Source organism: Pantoea pleuroti, from assembly GCF_014156615.1.
Lineage (GTDB): Bacteria > Pseudomonadota > Gammaproteobacteria > Enterobacterales > Enterobacteriaceae > Pantoea > Pantoea agglomerans.
This window is the reverse complement of the sequence record NZ_SBFD01000003.1, coordinates 641,053-664,067: the sequence shown is the minus strand read 5'-3', so window position 1 is coordinate 664,067 and position 23,015 is coordinate 641,053. Positions and strand designations below refer to the sequence as shown.

Genomic DNA, 23,015 nt, shown 5'->3' with positions numbered 1-23,015 from the left:
TCATCACAGGGAGCATGAGACGCAGCCCTGAACCTCCGTGCCCTGAAGCGCCATCTGGCGCAGTCGAATGTAATAGAGCGTTTTGATGCCTTTTTTCCACGCGTAAATCTGCGCTTTGTTGATGTCACGGGTTGAGACGTCATCGCGGAAGAACAGCGTCAGCGACAGGCCCTGATCAACATGCTGAGTCGCTTCTGCGTAGGTATCAATAATCGCTTCCGGCCCAATCTGATACGCATCCTGATAGAGATGGAGGTTCTCATTGGTCATAAACGGCGCGGGATAGTAGACGCGGCCGGTTTTGCCCTCTTTGCGGATCTCGATTGGGGAGACAATCGGATGGATGCTGGAGGTGGCATGGTTGATGTAGGAGATTGAACCGGTTGGCGGGATCGCCTGCAGGTTCTGATTAAACAGCCCGTGCTGCATCACCGCGTCGCGCAGCGCCTGCCAGTCCGCCTGTGTCGGCAGCGTCAGTCCGGCGTCGGCAAACAGCGTCGCTACCCGTTCCGTTCGCGGCAGCCATTCGCGCTGCAGATACTTATCGAAGTAGGCGCCGCTGGCGTACTGCGATTCCGCAAAGCCGTCGAAGGTCTGCTGACGCTCCTGTGCCAGTTGATTAGAGGTGCGCAGCGCATAATAGGTGATGCAGTAGAAGTAGAGATTGGTGAAATCCAGCGCTTCCGGTGAACCATAGGCGATGCCTTCCCGCGCCAGATAGCCGTGCAGGTTCATCTGACCCAGGCCAATGGCGTGCGAACGGCGATTGCCTTCGGCGACCGAGGGCACCGAGCCGATCTCGCTCATCATCGACACCGAGGTCAGGGCGCGGATCGCCACATCCACGGTGCGCGCCAGATCGCGTGAATCCATGGCGTGCGCAATGTTCAGTGAGCCGAGATTACAGGAGATATCTTTGCCGATCCGGCGATAGCTGAGATCGTCATTGTACTCGCTGGCGCTGTTCACCTGCAGGATCTCAGAGCAGAGGTTGCTCATATTGATGCGACCGGCAATCGGGTTGCTGCGGTTCACGCTGTCCTCATACATGATGTAGGGATAGCCCGACTCAAACTGAATCTCGGCCAGCGTCTGGAAGAAGTCGCGTGGCTGAATATAGGTTTTACGGATGCGGTCGTCGGCCAGCATCTCTTCATATTTCTCGCTGATGCTGATATCGCCAAACGCCTGGCCATAGATCCGTTCAACGTCGTAAGGCGAGAACAGCGCCATCGGTTTGTTCTCTTTTGCCAGCTGGAAAGTGATATCGGGGATCACCACGCCCAGCGACAGGGTTTTGATGCGGATCTTCTCATCGGCGTTTTCGCGCTTGGTATCAAGGAAGCGGAAAATATCGGGATGGTGTGCATTGAGCCACACCGCGCCAGCGCCCTGACGCGCGCCGAGCTGATTCGCATAAGAGAAGGCATCCTCCAGCATTTTCATCACCGGGATAACGCCCGACGACTGATTTTCAATACGTTTGATTGGCGCACCGGACTCACGCAGGTTTGACAGCAAAAAGGCGACGCCGCCGCCGCGCTTTGAGAGCTGCAGTGCCGAATTCACGGCGCGACCAATCGACTCCATATTGTCTTCGATGCGCAGCAGGAAGCAGGAGACCAGCTCACCGCGTTGCTGTTTGCCGCAGTTCAGGAAGGTTGGCGTGGCGGGCTGAAAACGGCCGCTGAGGATCTCCTCCAGCAGGGCCCGCGCAAGCTTTTCATCGCCCTGAGCCAGCGTCAGCGCCACCATGCAGGCGCGCTGTTCGAAGGTTTCCAGATAGCGTTTGCCGTCGAAGGTCTTCAGGGTGTAGCTGGTGTAGTACTTCCAGGCACCGAGAAAGGTTTTGAACTCAAATCCCCAATTTTCCGCCACCTCATGCAGCGCAAGCAGGAACGAAAAATCGTACTGGTTCAGCACTTCCGCTTCGTAATAGCTCTCTGCCACCAGATAGCGTAAACGCTCAGCGCAGCTATTGAAGGGGACGGTATTGGGTTGCACATGCTGCAGATAAAACTGACGTGTCGCTTCGCGATCCTTGTCGAACTGGATGCGGCCCTCGGCGTCGTAGAGATTGAGCATGGCATTAAGGGCGTGATAATCGAGCGTCACGCCGTTGAGGGTGTCTGTTGTTGCCAAAATTGGGTTACTCCCGCTTTAACTTTCGCGATATCGTCAGGCGTTCCCATCAGCTCGAAGCGGTAGAGGCAGGGAACCTGACATTTTTTTGCAATGATGCTGCCCGCCAGGCAGTAACCGGCACCGAAGTTACGGTTGCCCGCTGCGATCACGCCACGAATACCGCGTCGGTTCGCCTCATCATTAAGAAACTGAATCACCTGACCGGGCACCGCACCGCGACTGCTGCCACCGCCATAGCTGGGCACGACCAGAATATAGGGCTGGTCGATATGCAGTTGTTGCCGGGCATCAAGCGGGATGCGCCGGGCAGGCAGGCCGAGGCGCGTCACAAACCGGTGGGTGTTTTCCGACTGGCTGGAAAAATAGACCAGCGGGAACATGTGTTTACCCCCCGAAAGCAGAAAGCGTGCGCAGAGTGGCGATTTTATCCGGGCGGAAACCGCTCCAGTGATCGTTATCTGCCATCACAACCGGTACCTGGCGGTAACCCAGTGATTTCAGGTTGTCGATCGCCTCGGGCTGGCTGTCGAGATTGATAAGCTGATAGGCGAGACCCTGACGGTCCATCGCATTTTTGGTTGCCGTGCACTGGACACAGTTATCTTTAGTGTAAATAATAATGCGCATGATTCGTATTTCCCTCTATATGCGGTTCTGATGTCAGGAAACAGAGCAGGAGGAGCAGGTTGCGGGCCTCATTCTGCCGGACATCTGGTGTCGTGCTGATGAGGCAAATACTAGATGTAGTGTTTTTGTGGGTCAAGCCCACCAGATATAGGGTTTTATGATTTGCATTTGCGCAACAGCGGCAAAGCCAGCAGGGATGCGCCCTGCAGCCTGGAAAAATTTTTTGTAAATGTCACCAGCCAGAAAAAGGGCATAAAAAAGCCCCGCACAGGGCAGGGCTCAGGGGATTTTCTGGAGCTTAGCTTAGCGGCGTGAAGCCAGCAGCACACCCACTACGATACCGAAAGCGGCACCGATACCAACACCGTGCCATGGCTTGTCATGGACATAGGTATCAACCTGCGCACTGGCATCACGCGCAACCTGTGAAACACGGTTGCTGCCGCCGTTCAGTCTGGAGCGGGTCTGTTTCAGCAGCTTTTCTGCCTGACTGCGTGCAGAATCGACTTCGTCTTTGGCGTCACTGCCGTAAGATTTCAGCAGCGCTTCCAGTGAATCGGCCAGTTCGTTAACATCCTGATTAATATCAATGTCATCGTTTTTTACAGTGCGATTAAACATTTTTTAGCTCCCTTTGATTTAAAAACGTAATACTAGTGTAGACGACCTTGAGATAAACGAGACGCGGGAGTGTTCTTTAGGGAAAATTCCGAATGCCCACTCTGTCATGCTGTTGTAAGGTTGCGAAGCTTTTGAAAGAGGAGAGGATCGAGCATGTATTTACGACCAGATGAGGTAGCGCGCGTACTGGAAAAAGCGGGTTTCGAAGTCGATGAAATTACCCCACGGGCCTATGGTTATCGCCGTGGAGAGAACTATGTTTATGTGAATCGCGAAGCGCGCATGGGGCGCATGGCACTCGTCATTCACCCGACACTGAAAGAGAAGAGCCAGCCGTTCGCTGAACCTGCTTCAGAAATGAAGACCTGCGATCACTACACCCAATTCCCTCTCTACCTGGCGGGTGATTCACAGGAACACTACGGCATCCCGCACGGATTTAGTTCCCGCATGGCGCTGGAACGTTATATTCAAAGCGTTTTCGGCTAACGCATCAGGCCCCGCCGCGACGGGGCACTGAACCGCCTTTAACTCCTCCCTGTTTCCCTGCCGTTGCAATTACCGGCTGTGACGCGTATAAAACTGTTCCTTATAGATGTTTAGACGTCCATACGGATAAAAGTGATGAGCGAACAGCCAACTCCCTCGCAGGAACAATTCAAACGCACCATGAAAGTGCGCCATCTGGTGATGTTATCGCTGGGCGGTGTAATCGGCACCGGCCTGTTTTTTAATACCGGCTATATCATTTCAACCACCGGGGCGGCGGGTACGCTGCTCGCCTATCTGATTGGCGCGCTGGTGGTCTGGCTGGTGATGGTCTGTCTGGGCGAACTCTCGGTGGCGATGCCGGAAACCGGCGCGTTCCACGTCTATGCCGCACGCTATCTCAGCCCGGCAACCGGCTACACCGTGGCCTGGCTCTACTGGCTGACCTGGACCGTGGCGCTCGGCTCCAGCCTGACGGCGGCGGGCTTCTGTATGCAGTACTGGTTCCCGCAGATCCCGGTGTGGATCTGGTGCCTGGTCTTCTGCTGTGCCATCTATCTGCTGAACGTCATCTCAACCCGCTTCTTCGCCGAAGGGGAGTTCTGGTTCTCGCTGATTAAGGTGGTGACGATCGTCGCCTTTATCGTGCTAGGGGGCGCGGCGATGTTCGGCTTTATCCCGATGAAGGATGGCACGCCCGCACCGGGCCTGAGCAACCTGACGGCGCACGGCTGGCTGCCCAACGGCGTTCTGCCGATTCTGATGACTATGGTGGCAGTCAACTTCGCCTTTTCCGGCACCGAGCTGATCGGTATTGCGGCCGGTGAAACCCAGCAGCCGGAGAAAGTGCTGCCGCTGGCGATCCGTACTACCGTGGCCCGGCTGATTATCTTCTTCATCGGCACGGTATTTGTGCTGGCGGCGCTGATTCCTATGGATCAGGCGGGTATCGTGAAAAGCCCGTTCGTGCTGGTCTTCGAAAAGATCGGCATCCCGTGGGCGGCTGATATTATTAACTTTGTGATCCTGACCGCTATCCTGTCTGCGGCCAACTCCGGACTCTATGCCTCCGGGCGGATGCTCTGGTCGCTGGCCAATGAAAATACGCTGCCGCGCGCCTTTGCCCGGGTGAATAAACGCGGCGTGCCGATGCTGGCGATCACCGTCAGCATGGTGGGTGGTTTGCTGGCGCTGGTCTCCAGCGTGGTCGCGCCCGACACGGTGTTTGTGGCGCTGTCGGCCATCTCCGGCTTTGCTGTGGTGGCGGTCTGGCTCAGCATCTGCGCTTCGCATTTTGTTTTCCGTCGTCGTCATCTTCAGCAGGGCAAATCGCTGACCGATCTGGCCTACCGTGCGCCGCTCTATCCGCTGACGCCGGTACTGGGTTTCCTGCTCTGCCTGCTGGCCTGTGTCGGTCTGGCGTTTGATCCGACTCAGCGTATCGCGCTGTGGTGTGGCATCCCGTTTGTGCTGTTCTGCTATGCCGCTTACCATCTGACCCACAAATCATCCCCGAAGCCTGAGGAGGCCAATGATGTCGTATAACCCTGTCGCGCAGGCTTTAGCAGAGTCGCCACTGCTGATTCTGGATGGTGCCCTGGCCACTGAGCTGGAAGCCCGCGGCTGTCATCTGGCCGATGCGTTATGGTCAGCTAAGGTGCTGATGGAAAATCCTGAGCTGATCTATCAGGTGCACTACGACTATTTTGTCGCCGGCGCGCGCTGTGCCATTACCGCCAGCTACCAGGCGACGCCGCAGGGCTTTGCCACTCGTGGCCTTGATGAGGCGGAGTCACTGGCGTTGATCGCGCAGAGTGTCGAACTGGCGCGACGCGCCCGTCAGGATTATCTGGCGGTCCGGCCCGACGCAAAAACGCTGCTGGTAGCGGGATCGGTCGGTCCCTATGGCGCTTTTTTGGCGGATGGTTCGGAATATCGCGGCGACTATGCGTTGCCGGAAGCGGAGATGATGGCGTTTCACCGCCCACGCGTGCAGGCGCTGCTGGCGGCGGGTGCCGATCTGCTGGCCTGCGAAACCCTGCCTTCGTTTGCCGAAGCGCAGGCGCTGGTGAAGCTGCTGGCTGAATTTCCTGAAGGCCGCGCCTGGTTCTCGTTTACCCTGCGTGACGCCGGACACATCAGCGACGGCACGCCGCTGTCAGACGTCGTGAGCTGGCTGAATCAGCAGCCGCAGGTGGTAGCGGTGGGGATCAACTGTGTGGCACTTGAGAGCGTGACGCCTGCGCTGCAGCAGTTGCAGAAGCTGACCGACAAGCCGCTGGTGGTCTATCCCAACTCTGGCGAGCAGTATGATGCCAGCAGCAAAACCTGGCACTCAGCGCCATCAGGCTGCACGTTGCATGACAAACTGGCAGAGTGGCAACAGGCGGGCGCGAAGCTGATTGGCGGCTGCTGTCGCACCTCACCCAACGACATCGCGGCTATCGCCCGCGCTTGTCAACCGCAATAAGCTGGCTGAATCGGGCGATGATAGCCCGATTGAGGCGGAGAGGGCGGTCTACACTCTGATCACTGATCACTCTGTGGACCCCTTCATGAAACAGCGAATTCTGGCCCTGGCCGCCGCGCTGCTGCTTAGCGGCTGTGCCACCATTGTCGGCAATGAAACCCAACTGGTGCACATCGACTCCTTGCCGCAGGGCGCGCGCTTTACCGTGCAGGATGAGCGTGGCTATGCGGTTGCGCAGGGTTTCACGCCGCAGACCGTTGAGCTGGAAAAATCTACCGGCCGCTACTTCGGCAAAAAGCACTACCTGCTGATGCTGGAAAGCCCGGGCTACGTGCCGGTCACGGTGCCTATCGAGGCACGCGCTAACCTGTGGTATCTGCTGGGCAATATCCCGCTGGGTGGATTCCCCGGCTGGCTGCTGGTTGATCCCTTCTATGGCGGCATGTACGACCTTAAGCCTGAACACCCGCGTCCCTTTATGAACCCGGTTGGCGCGCGCGGCTGATTACTGCGCGGTCGGCTTCACCATTCCGCCTGGCGTTTTATGGCGTTCCAGATACTGATGCTGGAAAATGCACATGCGGATGGTGTTGCGGTACTCGCCGTTGATGAAAAACTCATGTTTAAGCACGCCTTCGATCTCGAAGCCGAGCTTGGTGTAGATGTGGATCGCTTTTTCGTTCTCCTGATCGACAATCAGGTAGAGCTTGTAAAGATTCAGCACCGAAAAGCCGTAATCCATCGCCAGTTTCGCCGCCTGGGTTGCCAGTCCTTTGCCCTGATGGGCCGGATCGATAATGATCTGAAACTCGGCGCGCCGGTGCACATGGTTGATTTCCACCAGTTCCACTAATCCCGCTTTCTGCCCGCTGTGCTCGACCACAAAGCGACGTTCGGTCTGATCGTGAATGTGCTTGTTGTAGAGATCGGACAGCTCCACAAATGCCTCATACGGCTCCTCAAACCAGTAACGCATCACGCTGGCGTTGTTATCCAGCTGATGGACAAAGTGCAGATCTTCCCGCTCCAGCGGACGCAGTTTTACCGTCATTACCTTTTCCTCTCATGAAATAATGGTCGCGAGTATACCGCTTCAGCCAGCCGCTGCGTTTTGCGCTGTCGCATTCGCTGCCTGCTTCAGTCTGTAAAGGTTTACAGCGTCGCGTGGCAATCAAATGACTCAGGGGAAAACAATAGAGCGCCGTTCTGGCAATAGAGAGGATGAGGCTGAAGGTGGAAGAAGGGGATGTTACGGAAAGGCGTGGCGGATGCAGCAGCGCCGGACGGCAGGTGAACGCCGTCCGGCCTGATTTCAGGCAGAGATCTGTTCGATGATGCGACCCTGCGACATGTGCACGGCGCGATCGCACATGTGATCGATCACGTCGGGATCGTGGCTCACCAGCACCATGGTCAGGCCATCCTGCTGTTTCAGATCGTTGAGCAGATTGAGGATCTCCGCCTGCACTGACATATCCAGCGCCGACGTCGGCTCATCCAGCAGCAGGATCTTCGGCTGCAGCAGCAGGGCGCGCACGATGGCGACGCGCTGACGCTGACCGCCGGAGAGCTGATGCGGATAGCGATCCGCCAGGGCGGGATCGAGCCCGACGTGACGGAAGCCCTGATCGATACGATCGTTGATATTGTCGCGTTTCAGCAGCTTCAGCGGCTCCGCCAGCGTGCGACGCAGCCGGTGACGCGGATGCAGCGAGGCATAGGGATCCTGAAACACCATCTGCACTTCCTGACGCAGCGCGCCGGTGAAGGCTTTACCCGGCTGAACCTCGTGACCGGCAAGCTGCATCTGACCCTGCCAGTGTGGGTTCAGACCTGCCAGCACCCACAGCAGCGACGACTTGCCGCAGCCTGACGGACCCACCAGACCAAAACACTCGCCAGCGTTAACCTCCAGGTTAACCTCATGCACCACGGTGCGCAGCTCGTAACCCTGTTTGTGGGCGACGCTTAGATCCTGCAGCTTAATCATCATTCGCCTCCAGCGCAGCGCGATCCAGCACCGGTAATGTCTGTCCGTGGGTCGCTTTGCCCGGACGGCAGGCCCACAGCGTGCGGGTGTAGGGATGGGTAGCGTGCGGCAGATCGGCGGCGGGTAGCGTATCCAGCAACCGGCCTTTATACATCACCATCACCCGCTCGCAATGTTCTGAAACCTGCTGCAAATCATGGCTGATCAGCAGCAGGCCCATGTTGCGCGCCTCCACCAGACCGCGGATCAGCGCCAGCACCTGATCGCGCATGGCATGATCCAGCGCGGAGGTCGGTTCATCGGCGATCAGGAAGTCCGGATCGGTAATCAGGGCGATCGCCAGCATCACGCGCTGGCCCATGCCGCCAGAGAGCTGATGCGGATACTGCTGCATCAGACGACGCGGATCGGGCAGGCCGACCGCATCCAGCATTTCACACACTTTCTCTTTGCGCTCGGCACGGCTCAGGCGGCGATGCAGGATCAGCGGCTCTTCCACCTGCCAGCCAATGGTGCGCGTCGGGTTAAGCGCATACTTCGGGTCCTGCATCACCATCGCCACTCGGTTACCGCGCAGCTGGTTCCAGTGACGCTCGCTTAGCGTCAGCGCATTCTCACCGGCCACCTGAAGCTGGCTGGCCTGCAGATGCAATGCAGGTGACAGTAAGCCCATCAGGCTGCGGGCGGTCAGTGACTTGCCGGAACCGGACTCACCGACCAGCGCCACACGTTCGCGGCCTACGGAAAAACTGATGTTATCGACCAGCAGCGCATCGTCGCTGCGAATGGTCAGCCCCTCGGCATGGAGCAGATTATTTTGCATGACGGGTATCCAGTCGGTCGCGCAGGCCATCGCCTGTCAGGTTAAAGGCCAGGCTGGCAAACAGAATCGCCGCGCCCGGTGCAGCAGCAACCCACCACTGATCAAAAATGACTTTACTGCCTTCGGCGACCATCGAACCCCATTCCGCCGTCGGCGGCTGAACGCCCATACCGAGGAAACCGAGTCCGGCCGCGGCCAGGATAATCCCGCCCAGGCTCAGTGCGGCGCGGACTACCGCCGTCGGCATGCAGAGCGGCAGGATATGACCGAACATCAGGCGAAAGCCCGTAATCCCCTGCATCCGCGCGGCGGCAAGGTAGTCGCTGCGGCGCAGTGCCAGGGTTTCAGCGCGTGCCTGACGGGCAAACGGCGGCCAGCTGGTCAGTGCCAGCGCCAGCGCGCCGTTCATCAGGCCAGGGCCGAGAATCGCCACCAGCGCCAGCGCGATCACCAGGTTGGGCAGTGACAGAAAGATATCGGTAATGCGCATCAGCAGGCGTTCGGTCCAGCCGCCCACGTAACCGGCGGTGATGCCAATCAGCAGTCCGGCCGGAATGGTCAGCACCAGAATCAGCGACACCAGCAGCAGAGTCGGACGCGCGCCGTAAATCACACGCGACAGCAGATCGCGGCCAAAGCCGTCGGTGCCGAACCAGTGCTGTGCTGACGGCGCCAGCAGACGGCTCGACATGGTCTGCACGTTCGGATCGAACGGCGCAATCAGCGGCGCCAGCAGTGCCATCAGGATAAGAATCGCCACCAGCGTCAGCCCAACGGTTAACGAGGTAACGCGTTGACGGCGACGGCGTGGTCGCAGCGTTTCGAGTTCAGAGAGTTGTTGCGTCATCGGGTTCTCGGATCGGTTAACCAGGTTAAAACATCCGCCAGGGTGTTAATCACGATAAAGCAGCTGCCGATTAACAGGGTTGAGCCCAGAATCGCCGGCACATCGCCGGAGAACAGCGCATTGGTCATATAGCGACCCACACCTGGCCAGGCGAAGACGGTTTCTGTCAGCACCGAGCCTTCCAGCAGCGTGGCGTAGGAAAGGGCGATCACCGTGACCAGCGTGCCCAGCACGTTGGGGAAGATATGGCGCAGCAGGATGCGCACCCGACCCGCGCCTTTAGCACGCGCCAGCACCACATACTCTTTGCTGCTCTCTTCCAGCAGCGCAGCACGCAGCAGGCGGGTAATGCCCGCCATCGCCAGCAGGCCGAGGATCACCACCGGTAGCCAGAGGTGCGCAATTGCATTGCGGAACATCTCCGGTTCACCCGACAGCCAGCTGTCGATCAGCACAAAACCGGTCTTCGGCTCCAGGGTATAGACCCAGATATCATCCAGCCGTCCCGGTCCGGCGGACCAGTGCAGCACCGCATAGAAGAGCAGCAGGCCCAGCAGGCCGAGCCAGAACACCGGCACCGAGTAGCCCAGCAGCGAGACAAAGCGGGCGAGATTATCGATCCAGCTGCCCGGTTTCCAGGCAGCCAGCAGCGCCAGCGTCACACCGAACACCACCGCGAAGATCATCGCGCAGGTCGCCAGCTCGATGGTGGCGGGGAAGGTGGTCATCAGGTCACCGCTCACCGACTGATTGGTGAGGCGGGAGACACCCAGATCGCCCTGCGCCAGATGTTCGACGTAGCGCCAGAACTGCATCAGCACCGGCTGGTCGAGACCCAGGTCATGACGCACCTGCTCATAGGTCGCTTCACTGGCGTGATCGCCGGCGATCTGCTGCACCGGATCGATCGGCGAGAGATGCGACAGCATAAAGGTGAAGGCGAGCAGGCCAAGCAGCGTAACCAGCAGCGACAGTACGCTACCGATCAGGCGCCCGCCACGCTGCCAAAAAAGCCGGGCGAACCCGGCTGAAGGAACAGACTGTGCCATTACTTAGTGACCTGCGAGTAATACACCATGTCAGGGTTAATGCCCTGCACATAGCCTTTCAGGTTGTCGCGCAGGGCGATCAGGTTCTTCGCCTGCATCCCAATCACATACGGTGAGTTCTTCATCACTTCACGCTGCATCGCTTCATACAGCGCCACACGTTTCTTCGGATCGCTCTCGGCGGTCGCCGCAATCACCTGCTTGTTCAGCTCAGGAATGTGCCAGTCTGAACGGAAGGCGATGGTTTTGCTGCCATCTTCCGGATTGTAAGCAAACGAGGCGGCATTGGTGTTGGGATCGAAGTAGTCGGAGCCCCAGGCGTTCAGCGTCGCTTCATATTTATGCGCTTTCACGTTGGTCGACACTTCGGAGCTCAGACCCGGCACTACTTCCACTTTCACGCCCGCTTTGGCGAAGCTACCCTGCAGCGCCTGTGCGATATCCAGATAAGGCGGCTGGTTGCTGGTGGAGAGCTTGAAGGTGACGTTGTTCAGGCCCGCTTTCTTCAGAATCGCTTTGGCTTTTTCCGGATCGTAGCTGTATGGCGTGTCGTTGATCGCACCCAGGAAGCCCTTAGGCAGGAAGCTCTGATGCACGTCGAACTGACCTTTCAGCAGCTCACTGGCAATGCCTTTGTAATCCCACAGGTAGCGTGCCGCTTCCCAGAAGGCGGGGTTCTTCATCGTCTCGTTCGCGCCGATGTTGAACTGGATGTAGTAGAGCGACGCCATGGGAATCGCTTCCGTCTTCACGCCCGGTTTGCCGTTCAGCGCAGCAATCTGATCGGCACCCAGGTTACGGGCGATATCGGCATCACCCTGTTCCAGCAGCAGACGACGCGCAGCCGGTTCAGGCACGTTTTTGATCAGGATGTTCTTCATTTTTGGCGCGCCCGCTGGTGAGGTCGGGTTAGCGCTAAGCAGCACCACCTGATGCATCACCACTTTGCGGATCTGATACGGGCCGCTGCCCGCCGAGTGGGTGGCCAGCCAGGCGTTACCGAAATCGCCGTTCTTCTGGTTCGCCATCGCGGTTTTTTCATCAATGATCGATGAAACCGGGGCAGAGAGCAGGCTCAGAACGTAGGTCGGGCTGACGTTGGCGGTCCAGCTGATCTGCACATGATTGTCGTCGACTTTCTTCAGGAAGCCATCGACGTTATCTTTGTTCCAGCCGAGCTGCGTCAGGATGAAAGAGGGATCGAGGTTCAGTTTCACCACGCGGCCCAGCGAGAAGATCACATCTTCCGGACGCAGCGGGTTGCCGGTAGAGAATTTCGCATCTTTGCGCAGTTCAAAGGTCAGGCTGCGGTTGTCGCTGCCGGGCTGCCACGAGGTGGCCAGCGTGGGTTTCAGATCCACCGGATTCTGCGGGTCAGACTGCACCAGACGCTGATAGATGTTCGTAAAGGCCTGAACGCTGGTCAGTTCAAACCCTTTGGCCGGGTCGAAGCTGTCTGCGTCGTCAGTTGATTGTGCAATCACCAGCGTATCTTTTGGTGTTGCGGCCTGGGCTGTGAAGGCGGCAGCCAGCGTCAGCGCCAGCAATGATGGAATTATAGTTTTCATGAAATTTCCTTGCCTCTGAAAAGTTACGCGAGTTTACGAAAGGGCCGATGCGAAGAATAGTCGAATATGGGCTAATCATATGCCAAAAGGTTATAAGCATTACCTGGCGGTTATAAGAAGATCGCCTCGCTGTTACCGAAGCGGCAACCTGAGCAGAAACAAAACCTCAACGAAACCGTTATTCAATACGTTATTGCTTTACCGAAGCCGGCCTCTCTTTATAATGGCGGCAGATAACTTCAGGAGAATTCAGTTGGACAGTCACCCGAGATTAACCTTTATTCTGGCAAGCTGAGTTTCCTCTGCTGCTTGCCAACCGGCGAGCAGCGATCCCCGCTTTAATTAACGATCGCGCTCCTTATTTTTAATCCTGCTATCACCAGGAGTGCGCGTTATGCTGCTGTTTATATTCGCTCTTTTTCCTCCGCCCCGTCTGGCGTAGCCCAGGCTGCGCCCAATCGCTGATATCAGACTTTTAAAACGCCGCGTATAACCGGTGTCAGGTAACCCTGCGCGCGTCATTATTTAGCGCGCCGGCGGAATAACCTGACTGTTTCTGAAAGTCACCCCATTAAATAACCCGGCCACGCCAGGTTTTATCCATGCACGTTATTTCCCGTGCAGGACAACTATTGCTTTAAATCAGGGAGATGTCGAAATGAGCGACATGAAACTGGAACAGGTTGCGATCACTTCATCCGGCAACCGTAATGATAAAAAAAGTAAAAAAATGTTTGCCGTGGCGCAGCAGGCAGACCAGCACATTGATATGACGCTGGCGAACCTGCGCAGTCAGCGTCAGGGCCTGACCCAGGCTGAAGCGGCGAAACGACTGGCTTTGTATGGCCGTAATGAAGTGGCGCATGAGAAAGCGCCACCTGCGCTGATTCAGCTGCTGATGGCATTTAATAACCCGTTTATCTACGTATTACTGGTCCTGGCGCTGGTGAGCCTGTTTACCGACTATATTCTGCCGCTGCGCGCCGGTCAGGAGACCGATCTCTCCGGCGTCATCATCATCTTCACCATGGTGATGCTGAGCGGGCTGCTGCGTTTCTGGCAGGAGTTTCGCACCAACCGAGCGGCGCAGGCACTGAAGTCACTGGTGCGCAGCCAGGTCACCGTGCTGCGGCGTGAGCCGGGCAGCGAAACCGCACAGCGTCAGGATGTGGATATGAGTGAACTGGTGCCGGGCGATATCATTCTGCTCAGCACCGGCGATCAGGTGCCTGCCGATGTCCGTCTGCTGAGTTCACGTAATCTGTTTATCAGTGAAGCAGTACTGACCGGCGAGTCGCTGCCGGTTGAGAAACATAGCAGCGATGCGGGTATCGATGCCGAAGGTCAGACCGCCCAGGAGCGGCTGGCATCACCGAATATCTGCCTGATGGGCACCAGCGTGGCCAGCGGCACAGCCAGCGCAGTCGTGGTAGCGACGGGCGGCGAAACCTGGTTCGGCTCCCTGGCCTCATCGCTGACCGGAAGCCGTCCGCAGACCGCCTTTGATCGCGGGGTGAACAGCGTCAGCAAGCTGCTGATCCGCTTTATGCTGGTGATGGTCCCGGTGGTGCTGCTGATTAACGGCTTCACCAAAGGCGACTGGATGGATGCCACGCTGTTTGCACTGGCCGTTGCGGTCGGGCTGACCCCGGAAATGCTGCCGATGATTGTCAGCGCCAACCTGGCTAAGGGCGCGATTGCGATGTCACGCCGCAAAGTGATCGTTAAAAAGCTCAACGCCATTCAGAACCTCGGCGCGATGGATGTGCTCTGCACCGATAAAACCGGCACGCTGACACAGGACACCATCCTGCTGGCGCATCATCTGGACGCGCGAGGCAACGAAGATGCACAGGTGCTGCTGCTGGCATGGCTCAACAGCGGCAGCCAGAGTGGCGCGAAAAACCTGATGGATCGCGCCTTACTCTGCGCGGGCGACAAGGTCATTTCACAGTCTCAGCGCAGCCAGTTCCAGCTGATCGATGAGCTGCCGTTTGATTTTACCCGCCGTCGGGTGTCGGTGCTGGTGGAGAATCTGACTCAGCATCGTTCACAACTGATCTGTAAAGGCGCAGTGGAAGAGATGCTGGCCGTCAGCATTGCCGTGCGGCAGGGCGACACGGTGGTCGCACTGGATGCGGCACAGCGTGCGGCGCTGCTGGCGCAGACCGAACACTATCATCAGCAGGGTTATCGCGTGCTGCTGGTGGCAACCCGTGATGGCGAGCTACACGCGCCGCTCAGCGACAGTGATGAGCGCGATCTGATTATCCAGGGAATGCTGACCTTCCGCGATCCGCCTAAAGCCAGCGCGGGTAAGGCGATTAAAGCCCTGCGTGACAGCGGTGTGACGGTGAAAGTGCTGACCGGTGACAATCCGCTGGTGACGCTGCGGGTCTGTGCCGATGTCGGGCTGACCGATCCGGCGATGCTGACCGGCGATCAGATTGAGGCGATGAACGATGATGAGCTGGCTCAGGAAGCAGAGCGCTGCACCCTGTTTGCTCAGCTGACGCCGCTGCAAAAATCCCGTCTGGTGCGGCTGATGCAGCAGAACGGTCACACCGTCGGGTTCCTGGGCGATGGCATTAACGACGCGCCTGCGCTACGGGCAGCCGACACCGGGATTTCCGTAGACAGCGCGGCGGATGTGGCGAAAGCCTCATCGGACATCATCCTGCTGGAGAAGGATTTACAGGTGCTGAATGAGGGTGTACTCAAAGGACGCGAGACCTTTGGCAACATCATCAAGTATCTCAACATGACCGCCAGCTCCAACTTCGGCAACGTTTTCTCGCTGCTGGTGGCCAGTGCCTTTATTCCGTTTCTGCCGATGCTGTCGATTCATCTGCTGATTCAGAACCTGATGTATGACGTTTCCCAGCTGGCGCTGCCGTGGGACAAGGTTGACCGTGAGTTTCTGAATAAGCCGCGTAAATGGGATGCCGGCAACATCAAGCGTTTCATGCTGTGGATGGGTCCGACCTCGTCAATTTTTGACGTCACCACCTTTGCGCTGATGTGGTTTGTTTTCGGCGCTAACCATGCAGGCGTGCAGTCGCTGTTCCAGTCCGGCTGGTTTATTGAGGGGCTGCTGTCACAGACGCTGGTAGTGCATATGCTGCGTACCCGGAAGATTCCGTTTATTCAGAGCCGCGCCACCTTACCGGTGATGCTGACTACGCTGGCGGTGATGGCGCTGGGCATCCTGATCCCGTTCTCCCCGCTGGGTGCGATGGTCGGTCTGGTGCCACTGCCATGGCAATATTTCCCGTGGCTGGTGCTGACGCTGTTCAGCTACTGTCTGGTGGCACAGGGCATGAAGCGTTTCTACATCCGTCGTTTTGGTCAGTGGTTCTAGGGAGGAGAAGATGAAAAAAGGCAGGCTCGATACGGTCTTTGTCGGCGTGATGATCATCGGCTTAACTCTGATTGCGCTGACGGTCATCGTGCGGTGATGGCGTTGTGATAGTGCGGTAAGTGAGAGGCAGCGAGGTGACTCGCTGCCTTTTTTTATTGATGCAGTTACTCTTCGTCGCGCTCACGGCTGGCGCGCTGGCGCTCGTAATATTCATCTTCTGCCGTGATGATCTCATCCATCAGAGAATCCATATCGACTACGCGTTCCTCTTCCACAAACTTCCCGGTAAGCGGTGTTTCCGGGGTGAGCTTGCCATCTTCATAGAGCAGCCAAATCTCTTTGGCGTAGCGCGTCTTCAGCAGCTGCGGAGCGAACTGACCGTAGTAGGAGGTGATGTTGTCTACGTCACGTTCAAACATCGACTCGGCATGGTTATTGGCCGCCGCATCGACCGCCTGTGGCAGGTCGATAATCACCGGGCCTTGGTCATCCAGCAGTACGTTGAACTCGGATAAGTCACCGTGAACGATACCGGCACAGAGCATGCGGACGATGTTGCGGATCATGGTGTGGAAATCCGTGACCGCCTGCTCTTCAGACAGAGAGACATCGCTGAGACGTGGCGCGACCGAGCCATTGGCATCGGTCACCAGCTCCATCAGTAACACACCGTCGATGCAGAGATAAGGCTGTGGCACGCGAACACCGGCGTTCGCCAGGCGGAACAGGGCATCTACTTCGGCGGTCTGCCAGGACTCTTCCTGCTGCTTACGGCCGAACTTTGTGCCTTTCTGCATGGCGCGGGCGTTACGGCTGTTACGGGTTTTACGACCTTCCTGATACTGCACGGCCTGCTTGAAGCTACGCTGGGTCGCTTCTTTATAGACTTTGGCGCACTGCACCTTGCCGCCGCATAGCACGGTATAGACGTCTGCTTCTTTGCCGCTTTTCAGCCGCTGCAGGACATCGTCAATCAGGCCGTCATCGACCAGGGGCTGGATTCTGTTTGGGATTTTCATGCGGCTTTATACCTTATTTCACCCGCTTTTCGTATCACTTTGCGATGATGGAAAACATTGGCAATGACTGAACAAAGTTTCTAATTCTACCCTGGAAAGTCGCTTTGTGGGGATGAACCTTGATGAGCTGCGCTTTTGACCTTTGTTTTATCATAAACAATGGATTAGAGGGGAGAGCAGGACGGTTTTATCCGCCAGAGGAACGCTTTGTCATGTATCAGCCCTGTGGGCGGGGATTTCGTGTCAGAGAAATATGCCTGAAGTGCAGGCTGGCAGGAGGCTGAAGGCCGAAATTCTGCCAACAGAATTTCGGCCCGCCTGCGGGATTACTTCAGGCCTTTAAGCACTTTAACCGTGCTTTCAATGTCGATCTCATCTTCAGAGAAGATCAGTGTCGTACCCTGGAAGGTGGTGACCGCCAGCTTTTTCAGCGAGCGCATCTCATTGGCGTTCGGGTCAGTTTTCGGCCGGATATTATTCAGCAACAGACCCACTGACAACACCGCGTTCTCTTTATCGACACCGGCATCGACCGGCACTTCTTCGTTGTAGACCAGATAAGACTTAATCGAGGTGATCTTGAGCCGCTCGCCTGCGATATAGATGTATTTGCTTGTCGGCGCGACCTTCACCGCATAGGCGGATAAGCCCTTGTTGTTGGTGGTGGGTTCAAACGTCACCGCCGCATCTTTCTTGATCAGATCAGGATTGGCGACCTTAATCACATGAAAATAGCGGTTATCACCGTTTTCATCTTTGATAAAGCCAAAACCTTTATCTTCAAACCAGGTTGTGATCGTTCCGTTCATCGCCATTTTTGCCTGCTTAATCTACTCAGTTTTTTACAGCGCGCAGTGTAAAACACAATGCCTGCGCAGACTATATAAGTCTGGATGATAATTTTCAGGTGCGCCAGAGGATGTGGGGCGGAAGGGGACTTTGTGGCTGGTTAAGGCGAGAGCGATGGAGTGTGTAGCGGCAGATAAAGACGAAGTGATGGGTTGGTAGAGCAGGTAACGGACATCAGCCACGTGAGACACGTGGCTGTCAGCATTGTGCGTTGTTACGGGAATACCGGCGGGCGAATGCGGTACTGAGTCAGGCAGATTAACCGGCGAACTGCGCAAAGCTCGTCTGCCGGTGAGCGTCTGTTACTCGTTGCCCCAGCGGTTCAGAAACTCGGCAATTTCATCAATACGCTGCTCATCGATACCCGCTTCACGCGCCATATCCTGCTGCGACTCTTCACTGATCTCTTCGTTGTTCATCAGACGGGTGATCAGCAGCTGGAAGTAGTGCGCCAGCGGGGTACGTTCAGCCTCGCTCACCGGCTTAGCGGACTCCGTCGCGTACTCATCTGCGACATCATAGTATTTGAGAGAGATTTCGTTATTCATAGGGTGTCCGCAGAGTTGAGTTTGGGTTTAAGCGTTGGCAGGGCGTTGTGGCCCGGCGTAGAGGGGTATTATTTCGTGTTTGGGTTGGGGCTGTAAAGGGGAACAGGGCACACGAGTCTGACTACAGAACCAGCGGTGGTAGCTGTTTGAAGGTGCTGACTAAGCCTTCTCCCCAGCCTTTACGGATAGTCGTGAAGTAGGGATGGTCTTCGGTAATGCGGTATTGCCGGGCATCGCTGAAGCTATCACAAGGGTAGATCATGACGTCGAGCGGCAGGCCAACAGACAGATTACTGCGCAGGGTCGAATCCAGTGAAATCAGCGCGCATTGCATCGCTTGCTCCAGAGACATGTCGTAGTGCAGCACCCGGTCAATTATCGGTTTGCCGTACTTGCTTTCACCAATCTGGAAATAGGGCGTATCGCGAGTTGCTTCGATGAAATTACCCTGTGGGTAAATATGGAACAGACCAATATCATCCCCGTTGATTTGACCGCCGAGCAGCAGGTTGCAACTGAAGTCTGTCGTACTGCCATTCTGTTGTGCCTCACTGTCACGCTGGATCACCTCACGAACCGTCTCTCCTAACAGTGAAGCGGCCTCGTAAAGGCTGGAGGCATTCAGCAGATTGGGACAATCGGCATTCCTGCTGCGGTGTCGCAGCAGACTGATAATGCTTTGAGTGGTCGCCAGATTCCCGGCAGTCTGAAGCACCAGCGTACGATCGCCGTCCTGATGAAATACATGCAGTTTACGGAAGGTGGAAATGTGATCCACCCCTGCATTGGTACGTGAATCGGATGCAAAGACCAGCCCGGATGACAGGCGCATGGCCACACAATAGGTCATACCACACTCCCCTCAAAAAAATGTGCACGCCATCAGCGTGCATGAAGTTTTCACCATCAGCAAGTCGCTACAGGTCAATCTACATCATTTGTACGGCGGCAATCGCGCACATATCTTCGTATCCACCGCCAATGCGTAAACCGCGCACCGGACAGGCATCCAGGTAATCAATACCCACAGCAAGCTTAAGATGTTGATCAGGTATACGGGTATTGTTGGTAATGTCAAAGCAGTGCCAGCGGTCTTCCACCCAGACTTCGGCCCAGGCATGGGTCGCGACATGTGCAGAATCTTTGCTGTGCAGGTAACCGCTGACGTAGCGTGCCGGTATATTCAGGCTACGGCAGCAGCTCAGAAAGACATGAGTATGATCCTGGCACACTCCGCTACCGGCGGCGAAAGCCTCAGCGGCACTGTCGGTCACAAGGGTAGAGCCAGGGGTGTAAGGCATCCTGAGCAGCAGGTCTCCCATCAGATTTTCCAGGGTGGTCAGAATTGCCTGGGGTTGATAATAGCGCAGGGCAAAAGCCTGAATCGCCGTATCGGGCTGGGTTAGCGGACTGTGGCGCAGGAAAACTAGCGGCGACAAATGCCCCTGCGCCTGATCTTCAATGCCGTGTTCAATCTCCACCACGCCATGTGCCTGAATGGTAATGGACTCATGCGGTTCATCGAGTGTCAGCACATGCATGATGTTGCCGAAGGCATCAGTGGTGCAAACCGCCTTATCCGGTAAGGTCAGTTCCCAGGATAGTATGCGTTGATGAGGCGATTCCTGAGGCGTCAGCCGCAGGTACTGGATACTCCGTTGCACCGCCTGGTCGTAGCGATAATGCGTGTTGTGCTCAATGCTAAGTTTCATTGCGCCTCCAGATAAGTGTGATGAATACTTTCGGCGATCTCGTTTAACTGGGCGAGAAAGGCTTCCAGCCAGTTGTTCAGCCCGATTCTGCTGAGGTCTTTCATGGAACTAAAGCGCAGCTCGGCGTGCAGGATGTGCGCCAGGCGGCGTGGCTGGTTTGCACGGCCACCTATCAGCTCCAGTTGCTGAACCATATCGTTGATACACGCCAGCAACGAACGCGGCAGCTCGTTGCGCAGGATCATCAGTTCGGCGATGGTCTCCCGGCTCAGCGGCTGCTTATAAATACTATGGTAGGCTTCGCGCGCGCTTACCGCCTGCAGCAGTGTGTCCATGCGGTAATATTCGCGCACCGGATCGTCATCAATATCCATCAGCCTGTTTTTCACCTCCAGCAGACGGGCGGTGCCATCAGCCCGTTCCAGCAGCGTCCCGAGACGAATAAAGTGCATCGCGTCGCTGCGGAGCAGGGTACCGAACATGGCACCACGGAACAGATGAGATCGCTCTTTCACCCAGTCAAAGAAGGCATCGGCACCGTCTGAGCCTATGCCCTGACGGCGTATCGATTTCATCGCGATCCAGGTGGCATTGATACATTCCCAGACTTCGGATGACAGGCTGCCACGTACCGCATGCGCGTTGTTCCAGCCCATCTGCAGACAACTAAAAATGCTGCTGTAATTCCGGCTATCCAGGGCGAAAAAACTGACCAGATTGGGCATCGTCAGTGTCGGGTTGGTCTCAGCATACAACTCGCTGGTACTGGTCAGGTTGAGCGGTACCAGCAGATCATGATTACCCCCGTTGCGGATTGGCATCATCGACAGCTTGTTGGTGACGTCCAGTACCCTGGCGATATTTTCTGCCCGCTCCAGATAGCGGGCCATCCAATAGAGTTCACTGGCCGTCCGGCTTAGCATATATCATCCTCCAGTACCCAGGTGTCCTTGGTTCCGCCGCCCTGTGAAGAATTGACGACCAACGAACCTTCCGTCAACGCTACGCGGGTAAGGCCGCCGGGCACCAGTCGAATCTCCGCACCACTCAGCGCAAAGGGTCGGAGGTCGATATGACGTGGTGCCAGTCCGTCGTTGACAAAAGTGGGACAGGTGGACAACGCCAGCGTGTTTTGCGCGATATAATTCTGCGGACGAGCCAGCAACAGGTCACGGAAGTGGGCGAGCTCAGCTTTGTTCGCGGCGGGTCCAATCAACATGCCGTAACCGCCAGCACCGTGAACCTCTTTCACGACCATTTTTTCGAGGTTGGCCAGCACATACGACAGCTCATTTTTATGTCTGCACTGCCAGGTTGGCACGTTGTTGAGGATCGGTTCTTCCTGCAGATAAAAGCGCACCATATCCGGTACATAGGGGTAGATAGATTTGTCATCAGCCACGCCAGTGCCGATGGCATTGGCCAGGACGACATTGCCAGCCCGGTAAACCGACAGCAGTCCCGGAACGCCGAGCATGGAGTCCGGGCGGAATGCCAGCGGATCGAGGAAGGCGTCATCAACCCGACGATAGATCACATGTATTCTGCATGGCCCGGCAGTCGTGCGCATGAACAGCATGCCATCCTTAACGAACAGATCGGCGCTTTCAACCAGTTCAACGCCCATCTGCTGGGCCAGGAAGCTGTGTTCGAAGTAAGCGCTGTTAAAGCGGCCTGGGGTCAATACCACCACGGTGGGATCGTTAATGGGTGAGCTTTCGCGAAGCGTTTGTAAAAGATGCGACGGATAGCGTTCTACGGGAGCAATGCGTTGCTGCGCAAAGAGTTCCGGATAGAGCCGCATCATCATTTTACGGTTCTCCAGCATATAGGAGACGCCGGAGGGGGTACGCAGGTTATCTTCCAGGACGTAATATTCGCCATCACTGTTGCGCACCATATCTACGCCAACAATATGCGCATAGATATCACGGTGGAGATCAACGCCTTGCATACAGGGTTGATACTGTTCGTTAGCCAGAACCTGTTCTGCCGGAATGATTCCCGCCTTCAGAATATGTTGTTCATGGTAGATATCGTAGAGGAAGGCATTGAGTGCCTGCACACGCTGGCGAATGCCGGCATCGAGCATGGCCCATTCGGCGGCCGGTATAATACGTGGCACGCTGTCGAACGGGATCAACCGCTCAGCACCATTATCGTCATCGTAGACATTGAAGGTAATACCTACCCGGTGAAACAGGAGGGCGGCTTCTTCCCGCTTGCGCTGTATAGCCAGGTGATCAGCCTGTTGCAGCCATTGCCAGTAGGCGGCGTAGTGGTCACGGTGCTCACCTTCAGCCAGAAGCATCTCATCAAAAAAGGGTGAAGCGGAGAGATTGATATTCAGCATCGTCACCTCGCAGACGTTAAAGGCTGTCAATCTACCCAAGCATAAAGTGTGCCAGCATCTGAAGAAGCGAAACGGTGCAGAGCCGTAGTGTTGCAACGTCCAAAGCCCTTTTTTGGTGCAGGCCCGGCGCGGGAGTGTCTTAATATGGCGCTAAATGTGCCGTGGTGGACAAAAAACCACCTTCGCCATAACGATTCCGATATGAGCTGGATCCCCGCGGAATCGATCAAACGTATCGAAGTGGTGCGCGGGATAATGTCGTCCTTATACGACTCCGATGCGCTGGGCGGATACTCCATCTGGAATACAGGCGGGTCGTATAAGGTGAGTAAAACGGTAAAGATCCGCGCAGGGGTTTTGAATCTGACCGATAAAAATCTCAACCGTGGCGACTATAGCTATAACGAAGATGGCAGCAGATATTTCGCTGCGGTTGATTATAGTTTCTGGCGTAATGTTCTGGCCGGGACGGTTGAGGTCCCGGCTGTTTTCTGTGTCCGCAATCTGACTGACGGGATATTTTCACTGGCACTGCACGAAGTGG

General features: G+C 56.5%; 23 protein-coding genes and 2 pseudogenes. 8 read left to right on the top strand and 17 right to left on the bottom strand.

Features of this window, described 5'->3' with window-relative positions; all coding sequences use genetic code 11:
• Positions 1–3 precede the first annotated feature (3 nt).
• The 4 genes from nrdE to EPG66_RS10655 all read right to left on the bottom strand — a co-directional run bounded on the left by nrdE (position 4) and on the right by EPG66_RS10655 (position 3,393).
• Positions 4–2,142, bottom strand: coding sequence for a class 1b ribonucleoside-diphosphate reductase subunit alpha (gene nrdE / locus EPG66_RS10670; protein WP_182686722.1), 2,139 nt, complete (start codon positions 2,140–2,142; stop codon positions 4–6).
• A complete protein-coding gene (nrdI, locus tag EPG66_RS10665; protein WP_033778606.1) occupies positions 2,112–2,525 on the bottom strand; it encodes a class Ib ribonucleoside-diphosphate reductase assembly flavoprotein NrdI in 414 nt (137 codons plus the stop codon). The genes nrdE and nrdI overlap by 31 nt, the downstream gene beginning before the upstream one ends.
• Before the next feature lie 4 nt (positions 2,526–2,529).
• Positions 2,530–2,772, bottom strand: a complete 243-nt coding sequence (nrdH, locus tag EPG66_RS10660) for a glutaredoxin-like protein NrdH (protein ID WP_182686720.1) — start codon at positions 2,770–2,772, stop codon at positions 2,530–2,532.
• 303 nt (positions 2,773–3,075) lie between these two features.
• Positions 3,076–3,393: a DUF883 family protein gene (locus EPG66_RS10655; protein WP_010257764.1), complete on the bottom strand. Its 318-nt coding sequence runs from the start codon at positions 3,391–3,393 to the stop codon at positions 3,076–3,078.
• 153 nt (positions 3,394–3,546) lie between these two features.
• Between EPG66_RS10655 and EPG66_RS10650 the strand changes: the two genes are divergently transcribed.
• From EPG66_RS10650 to EPG66_RS10635, 4 genes are all read left to right on the top strand, one after another.
• Entirely contained in the window at positions 3,547–3,882 is a 336-nt protein-coding gene (locus tag EPG66_RS10650) for a DUF2002 family protein (protein ID WP_003850360.1), read from the top strand.
• Between the two features lie 135 nt (positions 3,883–4,017).
• Positions 4,018–5,427 carry an S-methylmethionine permease gene (gene mmuP, locus EPG66_RS10645; protein ID WP_039391412.1) on the top strand — a complete coding sequence of 470 codons (1,410 nt, stop codon included), beginning with the start codon at positions 4,018–4,020 and terminating at the stop codon, positions 5,425–5,427.
• Positions 5,417–6,352: a homocysteine S-methyltransferase gene (gene mmuM / locus EPG66_RS10640; RefSeq protein ID WP_083070722.1), complete on the top strand. Its 936-nt coding sequence runs from the start codon at positions 5,417–5,419 to the stop codon at positions 6,350–6,352. The genes mmuP and mmuM overlap by 11 nt, the downstream gene beginning before the upstream one ends.
• Before the next feature lie 85 nt (positions 6,353–6,437).
• Positions 6,438–6,857, top strand: a complete 420-nt coding sequence (locus EPG66_RS10635; RefSeq protein WP_182686718.1) for a hypothetical protein — start codon at positions 6,438–6,440, stop codon at positions 6,855–6,857.
• On the opposite strand, the gene speG is transcribed toward EPG66_RS10635, so the two are convergent.
• The 6 genes from speG to EPG66_RS10605 form a co-directional block, all read right to left on the bottom strand.
• The gene (speG, locus tag EPG66_RS10630; protein WP_003850356.1) at positions 6,858–7,403 is read right to left on the bottom strand and encodes a spermidine N1-acetyltransferase; all 546 of its coding nucleotides are present in this window, start codon (positions 7,401–7,403) and stop codon (positions 6,858–6,860) included.
• Between the two features lie 261 nt (positions 7,404–7,664).
• A complete protein-coding gene (locus EPG66_RS10625) occupies positions 7,665–8,342 on the bottom strand; it encodes an ABC transporter ATP-binding protein (protein ID WP_010257754.1) in 678 nt (225 codons plus the stop codon).
• Entirely contained in the window at positions 8,335–9,165 is an 831-nt protein-coding gene (locus EPG66_RS10620) for an ABC transporter ATP-binding protein (RefSeq protein ID WP_031594057.1), read from the bottom strand. Before EPG66_RS10620 ends, EPG66_RS10625 begins: the two co-directional genes overlap by 8 nt.
• Positions 9,155–10,012, bottom strand: coding sequence for an ABC transporter permease (locus EPG66_RS10615; protein ID WP_010257750.1), 858 nt, complete (start codon positions 10,010–10,012; stop codon positions 9,155–9,157). The genes EPG66_RS10620 and EPG66_RS10615 overlap by 11 nt, the downstream gene beginning before the upstream one ends.
• Positions 10,009–11,061, bottom strand: a complete 1,053-nt coding sequence (locus tag EPG66_RS10610; protein ID WP_182686716.1) for an ABC transporter permease — start codon at positions 11,059–11,061, stop codon at positions 10,009–10,011. Before EPG66_RS10610 ends, EPG66_RS10615 begins: the two co-directional genes overlap by 4 nt.
• A complete protein-coding gene (locus tag EPG66_RS10605; RefSeq protein WP_010257743.1) occupies positions 11,061–12,629 on the bottom strand; it encodes an ABC transporter substrate-binding protein in 1,569 nt (522 codons plus the stop codon). Before EPG66_RS10605 ends, EPG66_RS10610 begins: the two co-directional genes overlap by 1 nt.
• A gap of 658 nt (positions 12,630–13,287) precedes the next feature.
• On the opposite strand from EPG66_RS10605, the gene mgtA reads away from it, so the two are divergent.
• On the top strand, positions 13,288–15,990 hold the full coding sequence (mgtA, locus tag EPG66_RS10600) for a magnesium-translocating P-type ATPase (RefSeq protein WP_182686714.1): 2,703 nt from the start codon (positions 13,288–13,290) through the stop codon (positions 15,988–15,990).
• 10 nt (positions 15,991–16,000) lie between these two features.
• A complete protein-coding gene (gene mgtU, locus EPG66_RS23245) occupies positions 16,001–16,087 on the top strand; it encodes a magnesium transporter protection protein MgtU (RefSeq protein ID WP_368656836.1) in 87 nt (28 codons plus the stop codon).
• Positions 16,088–16,154: 67 nt separating this feature from the next.
• Here mgtU and EPG66_RS10595 read toward each other — a convergent pair whose 3' ends face one another.
• The 7 genes from EPG66_RS10595 to EPG66_RS10565 form a co-directional block, all read right to left on the bottom strand.
• A complete protein-coding gene (locus tag EPG66_RS10595; protein ID WP_010257738.1) occupies positions 16,155–17,009 on the bottom strand; it encodes a PA4780 family RIO1-like protein kinase in 855 nt (284 codons plus the stop codon).
• Positions 17,010–17,335: 326 nt separating this feature from the next.
• Entirely contained in the window at positions 17,336–17,824 is a 489-nt protein-coding gene (locus EPG66_RS10590) for a cold-shock protein (RefSeq protein ID WP_010257735.1), read from the bottom strand.
• Between the two features lie 336 nt (positions 17,825–18,160).
• Positions 18,161–18,406 (bottom strand): YmjA family protein, encoded by a 246-nt coding sequence (locus tag EPG66_RS10585; protein WP_010672163.1) that lies wholly within the window; start codon positions 18,404–18,406, stop codon positions 18,161–18,163.
• Positions 18,407–18,527: 121 nt separating this feature from the next.
• Complete coding sequence (locus tag EPG66_RS10580) at positions 18,528–19,256, bottom strand: proteasome-type protease (RefSeq protein WP_182686711.1); 729 nt, start codon at positions 19,254–19,256, stop codon at positions 18,528–18,530.
• 79 nt (positions 19,257–19,335) lie between these two features.
• Positions 19,336–20,118: a transglutaminase family protein gene (locus EPG66_RS10575; RefSeq protein WP_031594063.1), complete on the bottom strand. Its 783-nt coding sequence runs from the start codon at positions 20,116–20,118 to the stop codon at positions 19,336–19,338.
• Positions 20,115–21,041: an alpha-E domain-containing protein gene (locus tag EPG66_RS10570; RefSeq protein WP_031594064.1), complete on the bottom strand. Its 927-nt coding sequence runs from the start codon at positions 21,039–21,041 to the stop codon at positions 20,115–20,117. Before EPG66_RS10570 ends, EPG66_RS10575 begins: the two co-directional genes overlap by 4 nt.
• Positions 21,035–22,471: a circularly permuted type 2 ATP-grasp protein gene (locus EPG66_RS10565; protein ID WP_045139728.1), complete on the bottom strand. Its 1,437-nt coding sequence runs from the start codon at positions 22,469–22,471 to the stop codon at positions 21,035–21,037. The genes EPG66_RS10570 and EPG66_RS10565 overlap by 7 nt, the downstream gene beginning before the upstream one ends.
• 144 nt (positions 22,472–22,615) lie before the next feature.
• On the opposite strand from EPG66_RS10565, the pseudogene EPG66_RS23240 reads away from it, so the two are divergent.
• Both EPG66_RS23240 and EPG66_RS23235 read left to right on the top strand, forming a co-directional pair.
• Positions 22,616–22,750: pseudogene (locus EPG66_RS23240) on the top strand (TonB-dependent receptor plug domain-containing protein); the annotation flags it as partial.
• Between the two features lie 6 nt (positions 22,751–22,756).
• Positions 22,757–22,918 (top strand): annotated as a pseudogene (locus EPG66_RS23235) (hypothetical protein); the annotation flags it as partial.
• Between the last annotated feature and the right edge of the window lie 97 nt (positions 22,919–23,015).